The sequence below is a fragment of the Nocardia sputi genome (assembly GCF_023501985.1).
Map to the genome: position 1 here is coordinate 121,193 of NZ_JAMFLC010000015.1, position 16,000 is coordinate 137,192.

At 69.4% G+C, this 16,000-nt stretch carries 16 protein-coding genes and 1 pseudogene; 9 read left to right on the forward strand and 8 right to left on the reverse strand.

Annotated features, from left to right (window positions below; translation table 11 throughout):
- Positions 1–41: 41 nt before the first annotated feature.
- A complete protein-coding gene (locus M8859_RS20170) occupies positions 42–788 on the forward strand; it encodes an alpha/beta fold hydrolase (protein ID WP_223520243.1) in 747 nt (248 codons plus the stop codon).
- A 70-nt stretch (positions 789–858) separates the two neighbouring features.
- On the opposite strand, the gene M8859_RS20175 is transcribed toward M8859_RS20170, so the two are convergent.
- Positions 859–1,776 carry an HhH-GPD family protein gene (locus tag M8859_RS20175; RefSeq protein ID WP_321210179.1) on the reverse strand — a complete coding sequence of 306 codons (918 nt, stop codon included), beginning with the start codon at positions 1,774–1,776 and terminating at the stop codon, positions 859–861.
- Positions 1,777–1,866: 90 nt separating this feature from the next.
- Here M8859_RS20175 and M8859_RS20180 point away from each other — a divergent pair, with 90 nt between their 5' ends.
- Together M8859_RS20180 and M8859_RS20185 are read left to right on the forward strand one after the other, a co-directional pair.
- Positions 1,867–2,490: a carbonic anhydrase gene (locus M8859_RS20180; RefSeq protein ID WP_159924605.1), complete on the forward strand. Its 624-nt coding sequence runs from the start codon at positions 1,867–1,869 to the stop codon at positions 2,488–2,490.
- A gap of 123 nt (positions 2,491–2,613) precedes the next feature.
- The gene (locus tag M8859_RS20185; protein ID WP_159924607.1) at positions 2,614–3,264 is read left to right on the forward strand and encodes a hypothetical protein; all 651 of its coding nucleotides are present in this window, start codon (positions 2,614–2,616) and stop codon (positions 3,262–3,264) included.
- A 78-nt stretch (positions 3,265–3,342) separates the two neighbouring features.
- Here the strand turns inward: M8859_RS20185 and radA are convergent, their stop codons facing one another.
- Together radA and M8859_RS20195 are read right to left on the reverse strand one after the other, a co-directional pair.
- Positions 3,343–4,740 carry a DNA repair protein RadA gene (radA, locus tag M8859_RS20190; RefSeq protein WP_195070250.1) on the reverse strand — a complete coding sequence of 466 codons (1,398 nt, stop codon included), beginning with the start codon at positions 4,738–4,740 and terminating at the stop codon, positions 3,343–3,345.
- A gap of 58 nt (positions 4,741–4,798) precedes the next feature.
- Positions 4,799–5,578 carry a copper chaperone PCu(A)C domain-containing protein gene (locus M8859_RS20195; protein ID WP_372492924.1) on the reverse strand — a complete coding sequence of 260 codons (780 nt, stop codon included), beginning with the start codon at positions 5,576–5,578 and terminating at the stop codon, positions 4,799–4,801.
- A 487-nt stretch (positions 5,579–6,065) separates the two neighbouring features.
- Between M8859_RS20195 and carD the strand changes: the two genes are divergently transcribed.
- The 6 genes from carD to M8859_RS20225 all read left to right on the forward strand — a co-directional run bounded on the left by carD (position 6,066) and on the right by M8859_RS20225 (position 10,751).
- Positions 6,066–6,554, forward strand: coding sequence for an RNA polymerase-binding transcription factor CarD (gene carD, locus M8859_RS20200; RefSeq protein WP_011206964.1), 489 nt, complete (start codon positions 6,066–6,068; stop codon positions 6,552–6,554).
- Between the two features lie 2 nt (positions 6,555–6,556).
- Entirely contained in the window at positions 6,557–7,282 is a 726-nt protein-coding gene (gene ispD / locus M8859_RS20205) for a 2-C-methyl-D-erythritol 4-phosphate cytidylyltransferase (RefSeq protein WP_159924611.1), read from the forward strand.
- Between the two features lie 2 nt (positions 7,283–7,284).
- Positions 7,285–7,752 (forward strand): 2-C-methyl-D-erythritol 2,4-cyclodiphosphate synthase, encoded by a 468-nt coding sequence (ispF, locus tag M8859_RS20210; protein ID WP_159924821.1) that lies wholly within the window; start codon positions 7,285–7,287, stop codon positions 7,750–7,752.
- 64 nt (positions 7,753–7,816) lie between these two features.
- The gene (gene cysS / locus M8859_RS20215) at positions 7,817–9,223 is read left to right on the forward strand and encodes a cysteine--tRNA ligase (RefSeq protein WP_195140824.1); all 1,407 of its coding nucleotides are present in this window, start codon (positions 7,817–7,819) and stop codon (positions 9,221–9,223) included.
- Positions 9,223–10,197: a 23S rRNA (guanosine(2251)-2'-O)-methyltransferase RlmB gene (rlmB, locus tag M8859_RS20220; protein ID WP_249644731.1), complete on the forward strand. Its 975-nt coding sequence runs from the start codon at positions 9,223–9,225 to the stop codon at positions 10,195–10,197. Before cysS ends, rlmB begins: the two co-directional genes overlap by 1 nt.
- A 275-nt stretch (positions 10,198–10,472) precedes the next feature.
- Positions 10,473–10,751, forward strand: coding sequence for a DUF4190 domain-containing protein (locus M8859_RS20225; RefSeq protein ID WP_159924615.1), 279 nt, complete (start codon positions 10,473–10,475; stop codon positions 10,749–10,751).
- Between the two features lie 99 nt (positions 10,752–10,850).
- On the opposite strand, the gene M8859_RS20230 is transcribed toward M8859_RS20225, so the two are convergent.
- From M8859_RS20230 to M8859_RS20250, 5 genes and pseudogenes are all read right to left on the reverse strand, one after another.
- Positions 10,851–11,657, reverse strand: a complete 807-nt coding sequence (locus tag M8859_RS20230) for an enoyl-CoA hydratase/isomerase family protein (protein ID WP_159924617.1) — start codon at positions 11,655–11,657, stop codon at positions 10,851–10,853.
- A 55-nt stretch (positions 11,658–11,712) separates the two neighbouring features.
- Entirely contained in the window at positions 11,713–12,885 is a 1,173-nt protein-coding gene (locus tag M8859_RS20235) for an acyl-CoA dehydrogenase family protein (RefSeq protein WP_159924619.1), read from the reverse strand.
- 231 nt (positions 12,886–13,116) lie between these two features.
- Positions 13,117–13,986 carry a metal ABC transporter permease gene (locus M8859_RS20240; protein ID WP_159924621.1) on the reverse strand — a complete coding sequence of 290 codons (870 nt, stop codon included), beginning with the start codon at positions 13,984–13,986 and terminating at the stop codon, positions 13,117–13,119.
- A 260-nt stretch (positions 13,987–14,246) separates the two neighbouring features.
- Positions 14,247–15,110, reverse strand: a pseudogene (locus M8859_RS20245) (metal ABC transporter ATP-binding protein); the annotation flags it as partial.
- A gap of 4 nt (positions 15,111–15,114) precedes the next feature.
- The gene (locus M8859_RS20250) at positions 15,115–15,996 is read right to left on the reverse strand and encodes a metal ABC transporter solute-binding protein, Zn/Mn family (RefSeq protein ID WP_321210182.1); all 882 of its coding nucleotides are present in this window, start codon (positions 15,994–15,996) and stop codon (positions 15,115–15,117) included.
- Positions 15,997–16,000: the final 4 nt, after the last annotated feature.

A 16,000-nucleotide genomic window follows, 5' to 3' on the forward strand; every position in this document is an offset into this window, starting at 1 on the left:
TGACGCCCAGCAGATGCTCGGTGCCTCGTATTGTCGAACCGATGTTGCACGACGAAGGCGGAGCAGGCGCGCCGATCCTGCTGCTGCACGGACTGATGGGCAGCGCCCGCACTTGGCGCGATCACCTGGGCTGGCTGCGCGAATACGGTCACGTCTACACCTTCGACGCCGCCGGGCACGGCAGGGCGGCGCCTGCGGAACTGACGACCGAGGCATTCGTCGCCGACCTCGCCGCGGGCACCGCCGCGATCACCGAGCCGATGGTGGTGATCGGACATTCGATGGGCGCGCTGCACGGCTGGGTGTTCGCCGCGACGCACCCGGACCGGGTCCGGGCGCTGGTGATCGAGGACATCGCGCCGGATTTCACCGGACGCACCGCCGCCGGATGGGCGGCGATGATCGAGGCGTGGCCGCAGCCGTTTCCCGACGACGAGGCCGTGCTGGCCTTCTTCGGCCCGGTCGCCGGGCGGTACTTCCTGAACTCGTTCCAGCGCGGGCCGCGGGGATACCGGCTGCACGGTTCGGTCGCGACCTTCCGCGACATCTCCGAGGAGTGGGGTACGCGCGACTTCTGGCCGCAATGGCATGCGGTGCGAGTGCCCGCCTTGCTGCTGGAAGGCGAGCACAGCATCACTCCGCCGGGACAGATGCGGCAGATGGCCGCCGCGCATCCAGGCGCCGACTACGTCCTGGTCCCCGGCGCGGGACACCTCGTGCACGACGACCAACCGGAGTTCTACCGGGCCGAGGTCGAGCGGTTCCTGCGGCGCGTGCTCGGCGGCTAGGGGCGAAGCGACCGGCGACGAGTAGTTCGGCCGCGGGGCTGCGGCCGAACCGCTCGCGGGCGGTTCCAGCTCAGCTGTTCGCCGCGGGGTTGCCGCCCTCGCCCGCCAAGGCGAACAAGCCGTCGGGCGTCTGTTCGATCAGGCCGTCCACCAGCAACGAGTCCAGCGCGCGGTCGCGCTGGCCCGGGTCGCGAGTCCAGGCCAGGTCCAGGCGCATCCGCTCCACCGGTCCGGTGGCGTGGCGCAGGACGTCCAGCAGGCGACCGCGTGCTTGGCGGTCGGTGCCCTCGTATTTCTGGGTGCGGCGGACCACCTCGCTCACCGGCCTGCCAGCGGTGACCCACGCGCAGCTCGGCAGCGGGCAGCGCGAGCAATCGGGGGTGCGGGCGGTGCACACGGTCGCGCCCAGTTCCATCAGGGCCGCGGAGAACACGGCGGCGCGGTCGACCTGGAGCGGCAGCAGCGCTTCGGTTTCCCGCAGGTCCCGGGAGGACGGGTTGCCCGCTTCCGCGCGGCCGTGCACCGCCCTGGCAACCACACGGCGAACGTTGGTGTCCACCACCGGAACCCGTTGGCCATAGGCGAAACAGGCGACGGCGCGCGCGGTGTAAGCGCCGATCCCCGGCAGACCGAGCAGCACGTCCACGTCGGCGGGCACTTCGTCACCGTGCTCGGCCGCCAGTACCGTGGCGCACTCGTGCAGCCGCAGCGCTCGACGCGGATAGCCCAGCTTGCCCCAGGCGCGCAGCACCTCGGCCTGTGCGGAGGCGGCCATCGCCGAGGGGACCGGCCAGCGCGCCACCCACTCCCGCCAGATCGGCTCGACCCGCACGACCGGGGTCTGCTGCAGCATGATCTCGCTCATCAGGATCTGCCACGCGGTGACGCCGGGCCGCCGCCACGGCAGATCACGCGCGGTCTCCCCGTACCAGTCCAGCAACGTGTCCGCGTCGATGCCCTTCGGCACGCCCTTCCGCACTGCCCTCACTATCCCTGTCCTACTGCCGCCAGGCGGTATTTGCCCACCTGTAACCAATCGAACTCGCTGGTAACGCAAGTGTTGTGCACAATGGTCGGTATGCCGGATTCCAACCCGATCAGTGCCTGGAAGTCCTTGCGTGAAGGCAACGAGCGTTTCGTCAGCGGTGCGCTGCTGCATCCTAGCCAGGGTGCCGCGCACCGGGCCAAGCTCGTCAGCGGCCAGCATCCGCAAGCGATCTTGTTCGGTTGCGGCGACTCCAGGGTCGCCGCCGAATTGATCTTCGACCAGGGCCTCGGCGACATGTTCGTGGTGCGCACCGCGGGCCATGTGGTCGACAGCTCGGTCCTCGGTTCGATCGAGTACGGGGTGCAGGTGCTCAACGTGCCGCTCATCGTAGTGCTCGGGCACGACAGTTGCGGAGCCGTGAAGGCCACCATCGACGCGCTGGACGGCGGCGAGGTGCCGGGCGGGTTCATCCGCAGCGTGGTCGAGCGGGTCACGCCGTCCATTCTGATCGGACGACGCGAAGGCCTGTCCACCGTCGACGAGATCGAGGCCAGGCACGTCGTGGAGACCAGCCGCCTGCTCATGCAGCGGTCGATGATCATCTCCCAGGCGGTGGCGACCGGTGAGTGCGCCATCGCCTCCGTCACCTACAAGCTGGCCGAGGGCAAAGTGCAGCTGCACCGCGTCGTGGGCAACATCGGCGAGGAGGTCTGACCGGCGGCGCGCCCGCGATTCGCCCAGCGTGCCGGCGGAATGTACTCGTCGCTGCTGGGGGCGGGTGGCCGACACGCCGTGCCCCTGAGACGATGCGCCCGATTCTGCCCTTACCGTTGAGGCGTGCTGGAACCGAATGGACCGCTGCCACCGGAGATCTATTGGCGTCGCCGCGCGTTCGCCATCGGAGTTCTGGTGGTCGCGCTGGCGCTGGTGATCTGGGTCGTGCTCGCGGTCGCGCGCGGCGGTGACTCGCCCGGTGACACCAAGTCCGCCGGGTCCAGCTCGGTCGTGGCCAAGCCCGCCGACGCGGCGGCCAAGCCGTCGGGGGATTCCGGCGCGGCGAAGTCCTCCGCGGCGAGCACCAGCGCCGCGGCGGCGGGCCCTTGCCCGGACCAGTCGCTGGCGATCAAGGTGACCGTCGAGCAGCCCACCTACAAGACCGGTGAGCAGCCGGTGTTCGGCATCGTCATCACCAACATCTCGTCGGTGGCGTGCACCCGCGACATGGGCTCGGGTCTGCAACAGGTTTCGGTGCACACGCTCGACGGCCAGCGGCGCCTGTGGTCGAGCACCGACTGCTACCCCGACGGGCAGCCCGACGTCCGCACGATGAATCGCGGTGAGCAGGCGGCGTTCACCGTGACCTGGTCGGGCTCTACTTCCCAGCCCAATTGCGCGGGCGAGCGCGTCCAGGTCCCGCCGGGGGCCTACAACGTCGTTGCGCAACTGGGGTCGGTACGCAGTGCGGCCGAGCCGTTCAACATCGCCTGAGTCGTCTCGGTTCCAGCGGCTACGACGCTGGGTGTTCTGAATGGCTCATGATGGTGACGTGCCCGGCAGCCGGTCGAATCAGCTGGCGGCCTCTTCCGGGGCGGCGCGGAGTTTGCGTAGACCGGCTATGCGGATGGCGGAGCGGAGGTCGGTGACCTCGTGGATCCTCATGGTGCTTTTCACCGGGGTGAGTCCGGGAGGCACCAAGGCGGTGGTGAAGCCCAGGCGTTCGGCTTCGGCGAGTCGGCGGTTGAGGCCGGTCACCTTGCGGACCTCGCCCGCGAGTCCGACCTCGCCCAGGATCACCCAGCCCGGCGGAATCGCGACGTCGGACTCCGCGCTGGCGATGGCGAGCGCGATGGCGAGGTCGGCCGACGGCTCGACCAGCCGCATACCGCCGACCGTCGCGGCGTAGACGTCGCTCTTGCCGAGGAATACCCGGCCACGGCTCTGCAGGACCGCAAGCACCATGGCGACCCGGTTGTAGTCCAGTCCGCTCACCGCGCGCCGCGGCTGCGGTATCTCGGTCTTCACGGTCAGGCCCTGCACCTCGCCGACCAGCGGGCGCTTGCCGTCCATCGCGACGGTCACCGCCGTGCCGGGCACCGAATCCGTCCGGTGGTGCAGGAACAGGCCGGACGGGTCGTCGACACAGGCGATGCCGTCCTCGTGCAGCTCGAAGCAACCCACCTCGTCGGCGCTGCCGAAGCGGTTTTTGATGCCGCGCACCATGCGCAGCGTGGAGTTCTTGTCGCCTTCGAAGTGCAGGACGACGTCGACCAAGTGCTCGAGCGTGCGCGGGCCCGCCACGCTGCCATCCTTGGTGACGTGCCCGACCAGCAGCACCGCGATCCCGCTGGCCTTGGCCAGCGAGGTCAGCGCGGCGGTCACCTCGCGTACTTGGGTGACACCGCCGATCACGCCGTCCACCTGCGGGGCGAGCATGGTCTGGACCGAGTCGACCACCAGCAAGGTCGGACGCACCTGCTCGACGTGTCCGAGCACGATCGACAGATCCGATTCGGACGCCAGATAGACCCTGTCGTGCACCGCGCCGGTGCGATCGGCCCGCAACCGGACCTGCCCCGCCGACTCCTCCGCGGTGACGTACAGCGCCTTCTCGTCGCGCTGGGCCGCCCAGCGATGCGCCACCTCGAGCAGCAGCGTCGACTTGCCCACCCCCGGCTCGCCGGACAGCAGGACCACGGAGCCGGGCACGACCCCGCCGCCGAGCACTCGGTCCAGCTCGGTGACGCCCGTCGGCCTGGCTCTGGTGACCTTCGAGTCGATCTGGGAGATAGGCGCGGCCGCGGTGCTCGGCAACATCGCCTTGCGTCCCGGTGAACCGACCGCGCCCGCCCCGACGACTACTTCGTCGACGGTGCCCCATGCGCCGCACTCAGGGCACTTGCCGACCCACTTGGCGACTTCATGGGAGCAGGCGGAGCAGCGGAAGGTCGGCTTGGTCTTGGCCACACCGGCACCATACGCACCGCCGCTGACAGTGTTCGTCTTCCAGCGACTGCGCCGGGACTCAGTGACCGCCGCCGTGTCCGGCTTCGGCCGGGCCGGACTTGTCGGACTGGTGGCGCTCGGTGTGCAGCCCCGCGTCGACGGGGACCTGGACCTGGACGGTGCCGTTCTGCTTGAAGTTGAACGAGACGTTGTAGGTCAGGCCGGGAGTGATGTCCCTGGTCAGGCCGGTGATCTCGATCATGATCGGCTCGGCCTCGGGGTCGGCGGCGGGCTGGGAGCCGTGCTCGTCCGAACCGTGCGAATCGGCGGTGGTGGTCGGCGCGGTGGTGGTCGGCGCGGTGGTGGTCGGCGCGGCGGGGCGCGCAGTGGTGGTGGGTGCTCCGGCGGTGGTGGTCGGCGCTGCGGTGGTGGTCGGCGCGGCCTCGCGCTTGACCGGGTGATCGGCTGCGACGACGGTCTGCTGGGGGGCGATCTCGACGACGGACTTGCCGGCGGCCGAGGTGATCTTGACGGTGCCGAGGTCGGTGGTGATGCTGGTCAGCTCGTCGCGAACGGACTCGCTGTTGTTGATGACCGACAGCGCGATGAGCGCCTTGCCGCCCTTCGCGTTGTTGTAACCGGTGCCCTCGGCCGGGTACACGATGTGCACGTTGCGCAGCGCGATGCGGCCGACGTCGGCGTAATTGCCGTTCACGGCGGCGACCTGGTCGGCGGTCTGCGAGATCTGGCCCGCGCCGCAGCCGGACAGCGCGATCGCCGCTCCGGCGGCGAGTGCGGCAACCGTCACCATGCGACGTCGCGCCCCCTTCGGGGCGGTCACAGCTTTCAGGGCAGTCACGGGTTGTCCCTCCATGTCGACCGGGCTCTGCTCCGCGCGGGAGCGTAGTAACTAGGCAGCGTAGTAGTTCCCTCGGCGGCGCGGGCGCGGGGGCTGTGTCAACTCCACCTCCGGTGGCTGGTCGACTCAGCCTCCGGCGGCTGGCCGACTCAGCCTCCGGCGGCTGGCCGAACTCCGCCTCCGGTGGCGTGCGCGGGACATCCTGAGCGCGGCGGCGTGCGGCAGGGCAGGGGAGCGGTCCCCGACACTCGGCGCTTCGATAACAGTTCGGTCGAGGTTCGGGAGATTGCCACGAAGGTGCCGGGCCACCACGGGCGGGCGACGCCGGTAGAGCCGGGAGATAACTCGTTCCGGCACAACGTAATGCACACCGCCTGGCATCTGTCAAGCCCTGCGGTTGCCTCGTTGTGGCCCTGACCTGCACAGTTGATCGCGCCGTTATCGAGTCGCATGTTAAACTGTGAACATCGAAAGGGGCACGGGACACATGATTTTTAAGGTCGGAGACACCGTCGTTTACCCCCACCACGGAGCGGCGCTGATCGAAGCAATCGAGACTCGCACCATCAAGGGTGAGCAAAAAGAGTATCTGGTCCTGAAGGTCGCCCAAGGCGATCTCACTGTTCGGGTTCCCGCGGAGAACGCCGAATACGTCGGCGTGCGTGACGTCGTGGGTCAGGAGGGTCTCGATCGGGTCTTCCAGGTGCTTCGTGCGCCGCATACGGAGGAGCCGACCAACTGGTCCCGCCGCTACAAGGCCAACCTGGAGAAGCTCGCCTCCGGCGATGTGAACAAGGTGGCCGAGGTCGTTCGCGATCTGTGGCGCCGGGAGCAGGACCGCGGCCTCTCCGCGGGTGAGAAGCGCATGCTGGCCAAGGCTCGGCAGATCCTGGTCGGTGAGCTCGCGCTGGCCGAAGGCACCGATGACGGCAAGGCTGAGACCCTGCTCGATGAGGTCCTCGCAGCGGCTTCCTGACCGTGAACACACCTGACAACGGTGTCCGTTCCACCGACGGACCCGTCGTTGCTCTGGTGCCTGCCGCCGGCCGTGGCGTGCGTCTGGGTGAATCGAAACCCAAGGCGTTCGTCGCGGTCGGCGGCACACCCATGGTCCGGCTCGCCGTCGAAGGCTTGATCGCCTCCGGCGTGGTCGACCGGATCATCGTGATGGTTCCCACCGAGCTCGTCGACAGCGCCGTTGCCCTGCTGCCGCCCTCGGATTCGGTGCAGGTGGTCGTCGGCGGCGCCGAACGCATCGACTCGGTGCGAGCGGGTCTCGCCGCCGCGCCCGACGCCGCCTACTTCTTGGTGCACGACGCCGCCCGCGCCCTCACGCCGCCCGAGCTCATCGCTCGCGTCGCGGCGGAGTTGCGTGCGGGCCGTCCTGCCGTGGTTCCCGGGCTTCCGGTAGCCGACACCATCAAGTCCGTCGACGCGGCCGGTGCGGTCACCGGCACTCCCGACCGCGCCCGGTTGCGCGCCATCCAGACGCCGCAGGGTTTCGCGGCCGATCTGCTGCGTTCGGCCTACGCGACCGAGGGCATCCAGGCCACCGATGACGCGGGGCTGGTGGAGCGGCTCGGTGTCGGAGTCCACACGATTGCCGGCGACCCGCTGGCCTTCAAGATCACCACTCCGCTCGACCTCCGGCTCGCCGACGCGGTGCTCGACGGTGCGAGCGTCGGACGGGCGGTGACGCCGTGACCATGCGCGTCGGCATCGGCAGCGACGTCCATCCGATCGAAGCGGGCCGGCCCTGCTGGATGGCCGGTCTGCTGTTCGACGGTGACGACGGCTGCGCGGGTCATTCGGACGGTGACGTCGCCGCACACGCGCTGTGCGACGCGCTGCTGTCCGCGGCGGGCCTCGGCGATGTCGGCGCGGTGTTCGGCACCGGACGCCCGGAATGGGCGGGTGTCTCCGGCGCGGCCATGCTGAAGGAAGTGCGCAGGCTGCTGGGCGAAGCGGGCTTCGAAGTGGTCAACGCCGCGGTGCAGGTGATCGGCAATCGTCCCAAGATCGGGCCCCGGCGCGCCGAAGCGCAAAAGGTGCTCGGCGAGCTGCTCGATGCCCCTGTTTCGGTGTCCGGCACCACCACCGACGGCCTCGGACTGACCGGCCGCGGCGAGGGCGTCGCCGCTGTGGCGACGGCCCTGCTGCAAGCCTGTCGTTGATCCTGCTCCGGCGGACCCGAGCCGGTCCGTGAACGACCGTATACACCAGCTAGGATCGACTGCCGTGACGCTGCGCCTCTTTGACACCGACACGCGGACCGTGCGCGATTTCGCGCCCTTGGTCCCCGGCCGTGCGTCGGTGTACCTCTGTGGCGCCACCGTGCAGGGTGAACCGCACATCGGCCATGTGCGCAGCGGAGTCGCGTTCGATGTGCTGCGACGCTGGTTGCTGGCGCACGACTTCGACGTCTGGTTCATCCGCAATGTCACCGATATCGAGGACAAGATCCTGACCAAGGCCGCCGAGGCGGGCAGGCCGTGGTGGGAGTGGGCCGCCACGCACGAGCGCGCCTTCGACCGCGCCTACGAACGGCTCGGCGTGCTGCCACCGTCCGCGGAGCCCCGTGCCACCGGCCACATCACCCAGATGGTCGAGATGATGCGGCGGCTGATCGACCGCGGTCACGCCTACGCCTCCGCGGGGAATGTCTACTTCGACGTGGTCAGCTTTCCCGACTACGGCAAGCTGTCGGGCCACCGGCTCGATGACGTGCACCAAGGTGAGAGCGCGGGCGAGGGCAAACGCGACCCCCGCGACTTCACCCTGTGGAAGGCGGCCAAGCCGGGCGAGCCCAGCTGGCCGTCGCCGTGGGGCCCCGGCCGCCCCGGCTGGCACCTGGAGTGCTCCGCGATGGCCGGGTTCTATCTCGGCCCGGAATTCGACATCCACTGCGGTGGCATGGACCTGGTGTTCCCACACCACGAGAACGAGATCGCCCAGTCGAAGGGCGCGGGCGACGGATTCGCCAGGTACTGGCTACACAACGGCTGGGTGACCATGGGCGGGGAGAAGATGTCCAAATCACTGGGCAACGTGCTCTCCGTGCCGAACGTCCTGAAGCAGGTGCGTGCCGTCGAGCTGCGGTTCTACCTCGGCAGCGCGCACTACCGCTCGATGCTGGAGTACTCCGACAAGGCGCTGCACGACGCGGCGCAGTCCTATCAGCGCATCGAGGCGTTCGTGAACCGGGTGGTGGACCGGGCCGGCGAGATTCCGGTCGGCAAGTGGACCGACGCGTTCGCCGCCGCCCTCGACGACGACCTCGCGGTGCCCAAGGCCCTGGCGGAGATCCACCGCGCCGTGCACGAGGGCAACAAGGCGTTGGAAGTCGGCGCGATCGACTTCGCGCGCGATCTGGCGAGCCAGGTGCGCGCCATGCTCGGCGTCCTCGGTGTCGACCCGCTCGACCCGCACTGGTACGCCCCGAGCGATTCCTCCGCCGCGCTCGACGCGCTGGACGTGCTGGTGCGCGCGGAACTCGACCGCCGTCAGGAGGCCCGGGCCACCAAGGACTGGTCGACCGCCGACGCCGTGCGCGATCGGCTCCAGTCCGCGGGCATCGACGTCACCGACACCGCCAGCGGTCCCGAATGGGCCCTCGGCGCACCGCAATCCGGAAAGGCCAAATGATGGCAGGCAATTCGCAGCGCCGAGGTGCGGTTCGCAAGAGCGGTAGCAAGAAGGGCGCCGTGGTCGGCTCCGGCGGCAAGCGCAGGCGCGGGCTGGAGGGGCGTGGCGCGACGCCGCCCGCCGAGATGCGCACCAAGCATCCCGCCGCCAAGCGAGCGGCGGTGAAAGCCAAGAGCGCGCAGGCTCGTTCGTCCGCGCGCGGCGGGGCCAGGCCCGCGGGACGCAAGAGCGATGACGGTCCGGAGTTGGTGCTCGGGCGCAATCCGGTGGTCGAGTGCCTGCGTGCGGGTGTGCCCGCGACGGCGCTGTACGTCGCGGTGGGCACCGAGAACGACGACCGGTTGACCGAGAGCGTGCGGTTGGCCGCCGATGCGGGCATCTCGATCCTGGAGGTGCCGCGCACCGACCTGGATCGAATGAGTTCCAATGGATTGCACCAGGGCGTCGCTCTTCAGGTGCCGCCGTACCGCTACGCCCACCCGGACGACCTGCTCGACCGGGCACGTGGTTCCGCGGAGCCCGCGCTGCTGGTCGCGCTGGACAATATCTCCGATCCGCGCAACCTCGGTGCGGTGGTGCGTTCCGTGGCGGCCTTCGGTGGGCACGGCGTCCTGATTCCGCAGCGGCGCAGCGCGAGCGTCACCGCGGTCGCCTGGCGTACCAGCGCGGGCGCCGCCGCTCGGCTCCCGGTCGCCCGCGCGACGAATCTCACGCGCACACTGAAGGATTGGGCGGCTCAGGGAGTTCAGATCGTCGGCTTGGACGCGGGTGGCGACACCACCTTGGACGACTTCGACGGCCGCGAGCCGATCGTGATCGTGGTCGGCTCGGAGGGCAAGGGCCTTTCCCGCCTGGTCCGGGAGTCGTGTGACTCGATCTTGTCGATTCCGATGGCGGGCCCGGTGGAATCGCTGAACGCGTCGGTCGCCGCCGGAGTGGTGCTCTCCGAAGTCGCCCGGCAACGCCGCGCCTGAGGGCGTTGCGCCGCTCGTCCGGCCTGCCTGCCGTCGACCGCGGAAGCGTGTGCTGCCTGCCGACGGCGGCGATGGCCAGGTGCGAGCCGCTCTCGGGGACCCCATGCCCTGTTCCCTTGCGCGACAACTTGTTTCGCAGGAACGCGGGTAACTCACCGCGTAGTCCTAGAACCGGATCGGGCGCCGAACCCAAGACCTGCAAGGGAATCCGGCGATACCCGACTCGTATGGCCTAAAGACCCGGAGAGCCGGACGAGCCCAGTAGAATTCGGCTGGTGGTGATACCCAATCAGCCCATCGGTTCGCCGGTCGAGCATCCGAACGCGACGGCGGTCTTGTTTCTCGGCGCGGTGAGCGTCTTCTGCTGCGGCGTGCTGGGGCCGGTGGCGTGGGCACTGGGGCGGCGCGCGCTCGACCAGATCGAGGAATCCGGCGGTGCGCTCGGTGGTCGCGCCCAGGTGATGGTCGGCTACATCCTCGGCATCGTCGGCACCGTTCTGATGATCATCTTCGCGGTGCTGTTCCTGCTCATTCTCCTCGGCGGCAACGCCTGAGCCGCGCAGCCGGACGGAGGCCGTCCACCGCGGTCGAGACAGTCGCACAGCGGGCGAGTGCGGCGCGACTGCGCCGAAGCTCCGCGCCGGGCCGAGTCCCTAATCCAGGCTGGGCCGCTCGCGGTCCGCTGCATCCCAGGCGGGCCATTCCGTGCTGACGCTGCCGGACCAGCTGGGCTGTCTGCGATCCCGGAAGGCTGCCATGGCCTCGCCGCCGTCGATGCTCTTGGTCGCATGCTGGTTGAGTTCGGTCTCCAGTTGACCGACCACCGTGGGACTCATTCCGAGCCCCTCCCAGAGCAGCCGCTTGGATAGCGCCACCGGTAGCGGGGCCGAGCCGTTCGCGATGTCGTGCGCAACGGCGAGGGCGGTCGGTAACACCTCGCTCGCGGGCAGCGAGCTGTTGGCCAAGCCCATCGCTTTGGCTTCGTCACCATCGAACGTGCGCCCGGTCAGCATGATGTCGGCGGCGTTGGCCATGCCGACGAGCCTGGGTAGCGTCCAGTGCGCGTAGCCGTCGGCCACGACGCCGCGGCGGACCTGGTTCAGCCCGTACACCGCGTCGCGCGCCAGGTATCGCAGGTCGCATTGCAGGGCCAGCGCCAAGCCGATGCCCACCGCGTGGCCGTTCACGGCCGCGATCACCGGTTTGCGCACTCGCCACGGAGGCGGGGCGATCGTGGCGCTGACCTCCCCGACTCGATTGGATAGGTCCGCGCCCGCGCAGAACGCGGGCGGGGTGCCGGTGACGATCACGGCACGGATGGCGTCTTCCGCATCGCAGCGTTGCAATGCGGCGCCCAATTCGGCGGCCATCGTGGGAGTGAACGCGTTCTGCTGCGCGGGCCGATTGAGCGTGAGCACGGCGACGCCCCGGGAGACATCGACGTGCAGTTCCGAACTCATGCCTCAGGATGTTAGCCGACGGACGCGGACCTGACGTGGGGCCGAAAGTCCTCCGCTATCCGCGCAGGACCTTTCGCCCGATGGCGTACTTGTGCACCTCGGTCGGCCCGTCGTAGAGCCGGAACGCGCGCATGTCCCGGAAGATCATCTCGACCACCGTCTCGTCGCTGATGCCGATGCCGCCGAGCACCTGTACACACCGGTCGGCGACCTTGAACAGTTCCTCGGAGACGAACGACTTGGCGATCGAGCTCTCGTGCCGCGCCTTCGCCCCGTTGTCCATCAGCCAGCAGGCGTGCCAGATGGTCAGCCTGCACTGGTGCAGCGCGATCTCGTTATCGGCCAGCATGAACGACACGCCCTCGTGTTCGCCGATCGGCTTGCCGAACGCGGTGCGGGTGCGCGCGTGCTCGACCGCGATGCTCTGGGCGCGTTCGGCGGCGCCGAGCCAGCGCATGCAATGGGTCAAGCGGGCCGGTGCGAGCCGGAGCTGGGCGTAGCGCAGCGCCTGGCCCGCCTCGCCGAGCAGCGCCTCCCTGGGCAGGACCAGGTTGTCGAAGCGGACAACACCGTGCCCGGCGACGTAGTTGCGGTCCATCGTGTTCATCGTGCGTTCGATGACGATGCCGGGCTGATCGCCGTCGGTGAGGAACAGCGTGGGCCCCTCGGGCAAGTGCGGGTTGGCGGCCAAACGCGCCATGATGATCCAGGTCTTCGCGCCGTTGGCGCCGGTGATCAGCCATTTGCGCCCGTTGACGGTGAAGTTCTCGCCGTCGAAGGTCGCTTCGGTGGTCAGCTGGGCGGGGTCGGAGCCGGCGCCGTCGGGCTCGGTCATGGCGAAGACCGAGCGCTGGTGGCCCGCGACCACCGGGGCCAGATGACGCCGCACCTGGTCGGGGTCGGCCACCTTGGACAGCAGGAACATGTTGCCCTCGTCGGGCGCCGCGCAGTTCATCGCGACCGGGCCGAGCGTGGACCAGCCCGCCGCTTCGTAGATCACCGCCTGCTCGACGTGGGTCAGTCCGCGCCCGCCGAGCCCTTCGGGCGCCTGCACGGTGAGCAGCTTCTCGGCGCGCGCGAGTTCGACGAGTTCCTGGCGCAGCTCGTCGGTCGGGCCGTGCGCGGTCAGGCGCGGGTCGCGCTCGTAGGGGACGATCTTGTCGATGACGAATCGGCGTACTCGATCGCGTTCGGCGGCGAGTTCGGCGGGAATCGCGAAGTCGATCATCGTTGGTCACCATTCGTTCGGGGGCGCGATGCGTCGAGCATACGAAAACCCTGGCAAGTGACTGAAGGCGGCCGCCATCAAAGTGATGCCGGCGTGGCGCTGCCACGCTGAACTGCGCGGGATATCCAGGAGCGCGGCCTTCCTGTACGCATCTGCCTACCCGTGCGGCCTGCTATCGACGCGAGTCGAGGTCCGCAGCGGCCAGCGCCCACCGGGTCTGGTGAGCGGTCTTCAGCGGGCGGGGGCGAGGCGGCGGTTGCGGGCGCCGAGCAGGCGGCAGGCGAGGTAGGTCAGGAACGAGATCGTGGTGACGAAGGTCGAGACGGGGACACCCGGCGCCAGCGACAGCAGGATGCCGCCCACCGCGGCCACTTCCGCGAACACCACCGCGAGCACCGTCGCCCGGACCGGGTTCGCGGTGAGCTGCGCCGCCGCGGCGGCCGGGGTGATCAGCAGGGCGAGAACGAGCAGCGCGCCGACGATCTGTACCCCGAAGGCCGCCGTGATGCCCAGCAGCACGGCGAACACGATGGACAGCGCCCGCACCGGAACCCCGCGCGCCACCGCCACCTCCGGATCGGAGCTGGCGAACAGCAGCGGCCGGTAGACGAACGCGAGCACCGCGATCACTCCGGCGGTGCAGACCGCGAGCAGGCCGATGCCGTTGTTGCCGACGCTGACCACCTGTCCGGTGAGCAGCGAGAACTTCGAGCCCGCGCGATCGGGGCCGAGCCACAGGAACAGCACCGAGAGCCCCAGCCCGAACGAGAGCACCACCGCGATCACCGAATCGCGTTCGCGTGCCCGGGTGCCGAGCAGCCCGAACAACACCGCGGCGACCACCGACCCCGCGATGGCGCCGACACCGACCCCGATACCGGCCAGCAGCGCCGCGGCGGCGCCGGTCAGGGACAGCTCGCTGGTGCCGTGCACCGCGAACGACATCTGCCTGCTGATGATCAGCGGACCGATCACCCCCGACAGCAATCCGAGCAGGGCCGCGGCGAGCAGCGCCTGCTGGACGAACCCGTAGGAAAGCAGGTTCGCCGTGGTACCGAAATCCAGCATCTTGTCGAGAACGCCGGAGAGCTTGTCGGTCACGAACGCACTCCGCTCTGATCCGGGTCAGCGGCCGGCCGGGCCGGGCCGCCTCCGTCGCCGTCCACGGTGGCGGCCGGCTCCACGGAAGGTCGTCGGGCCGGGGCAGCGCCGTTGGTGTCCGACGACTCGCTCGAAGCGGAAGCGGTCGTTGCCGGGCCGGCGGAGGATGTACTGTTCACCGGCGCATCGCCCGTTGCCGCGGTTACCTCCGGCGTGGCGACGCCGTGTGCGAATTCGTCGCCCGCCGGTCCGTGGCAGTGGCCGCCCGCCGTGCCGAGCGCGTCCATGGTGTCGCCGGTGCCGACGACCACCAGACGCCCGCGTACCCGCAGGACGTCCACCTCGGTGCGGTACAGCTGTGACAGCACCGCGGAGGTCATCACCTCCTCCGGCGTCCCGATCCGGAACCGGCCGTCGACCAGGTACAGCACGCGATCCACCAGGGGCAGAATCGGATTGATCTCGTGCGTCACGAAGAGCACCGCGGTGTCGTGGGTGCGCCTGCGGCGATCGATCAGTTCGGCGACCAGCCGCTGGTTGGCCAGATCCAGGCTGAGCAACGGCTCGTCGCACAACAGCACCTTCGGATCGCCGACCAGCGCCTGCGCCACCCGCAGGCGCTGCTGCTCGCCGCCGGACATGGATTCCAATGGCGCGTAGGCGAAATGTTCCGCACCGACGTCGGCGATGGCAGCGGCCACCTTGCGCTTGCGCTCGGCTCGGTAGCGTAGTCCGAGCCCCCAGCGATGCCCGTCGACGCCGAGCCCGACGAGATCGACGCCGCGCAACTGCACTCCGGCGTCGATCGTCTTCTGTTGCGGCACATAGCCGATGTCAGGATTGCCCGCGCGCGCGGGCGAGCCCGCGATCCGGGCAGTGCCGGAACTCAAACCGAGTTGACCCAGCAAAACCTTCAGCAGGGAGGTCTTACCCGACCCGTTCGGGCCGAGAACCGCGACGAACTCCCCGCGGGCGACAGTGAGATCCAGTCCGTCCCACAAGGTTCGGTCGCCGAACGACAACCGCGCCGACTCCAGCCGCACCGCGGCCGAGTCGTCGCCGATGCCCGACCGCCGCCGTTGCGCCCGGTCGGTGTGCTCGGTCAGCGCCGCTGGCTCGGTCATCCGCTCAGGCCAACGCGGCGGCCAAGGCCTGCGCGTTCTTCGTCTGCCACTGAATGTAATCCTCACCCTCGGGCAGGGTCTCGGTCACCTCGACGACGGCGATGCCCGCGTTCTGCGCGGTGTTCCGCAGGTCTTTGGTGATCTTGTCCTCGGTCTGCACGTTGTAGATCAATGCGCGGACGCGCTTGCCGGTGAGCAGGTCCTGGGTCGCCGCGACGGCCGCGGGCGCCGGGTCGGTCTCCTGCTCGATGGCTTCCTGGAACTCGTGCGGCGTCAGATCGTCCGCCGCGGCGGCGGCCAAGAGGTAGTGCGCGAGGGGTTCGGTCTGCAGCACCGGCGTTTTCGGATGCTCGGCGGCGAGTTTGCCGGTGATGGCGGTGACCGCGGCGAGGCGGCCCTTGAACGTCGTCGCACGCTCGGTGTAGGCCGCGGCCTTGTCCGGGTCCAGTTCGCCGAGCTGGGCGGCGATGCGGTCGGCGACCACATCCACGGTGCGCACGTCGTACCAGATGTGCTCGTTCTCGTCGCTCTGGTCCACGCGCAGGGAGTACGCGTCCACCGTGCGCTTGTTCGTGCCCGCCACCGCCTTCTCGGCGAATTCGTCGTAGCCCCCGCCGTTGTAGACCACCAGATCGGCGTCGCTCAGTTCGGCCGACTCGACAGCGGAGGTCTCGTGTGAGTGCGGATCGGCGTTCGGATCGGTGATCAGCGACCGCACGGTGGCGTCGGGACCCGCGATGGCGGCGGCGATGTCACCCCATACATCGGTGGAGGTGACGACGACCGGCTGGTCGGAGTCGGTGGAGTCGCCACACGCGGCGATTGTCGCTACGGAGGCCAACCCCACGGCGATGCCTACACACTTCATGGCGAATCTGGTCTTCACGTGG

Excerpts from the sequence above, each read along its gene's own strand:
- M8859_RS20170 (WP_223520243.1), top strand. The coding sequence starts at position 42 with ATGTTGCACGACGAAGGCGGAGCAGGCGCGCCGATCCTGCTGCTGCAC.
- M8859_RS20180 (WP_159924605.1), top strand. The coding sequence starts at position 1,867 with ATGCCGGATTCCAACCCGATCAGTGCCTGGAAGTCCTTGCGTGAAGGC.
- carD (WP_011206964.1), top strand. The coding sequence starts at position 6,066 with ATGATTTTTAAGGTCGGAGACACCGTCGTTTACCCCCACCACGGAGCG.
- ispF (WP_159924821.1), top strand. The coding sequence starts at position 7,285 with ATGCGCGTCGGCATCGGCAGCGACGTCCATCCGATCGAAGCGGGCCGG.
- rlmB (WP_249644731.1), top strand. The coding sequence starts at position 9,223 with ATGGCAGGCAATTCGCAGCGCCGAGGTGCGGTTCGCAAGAGCGGTAGC.
- M8859_RS20230 (WP_159924617.1), bottom strand. The coding sequence starts at position 11,657 with ATGAGTTCGGAACTGCACGTCGATGTCTCCCGGGGCGTCGCCGTGCTC.
- M8859_RS20235 (WP_159924619.1), bottom strand. The coding sequence starts at position 12,885 with ATGATCGACTTCGCGATTCCCGCCGAACTCGCCGCCGAACGCGATCGA.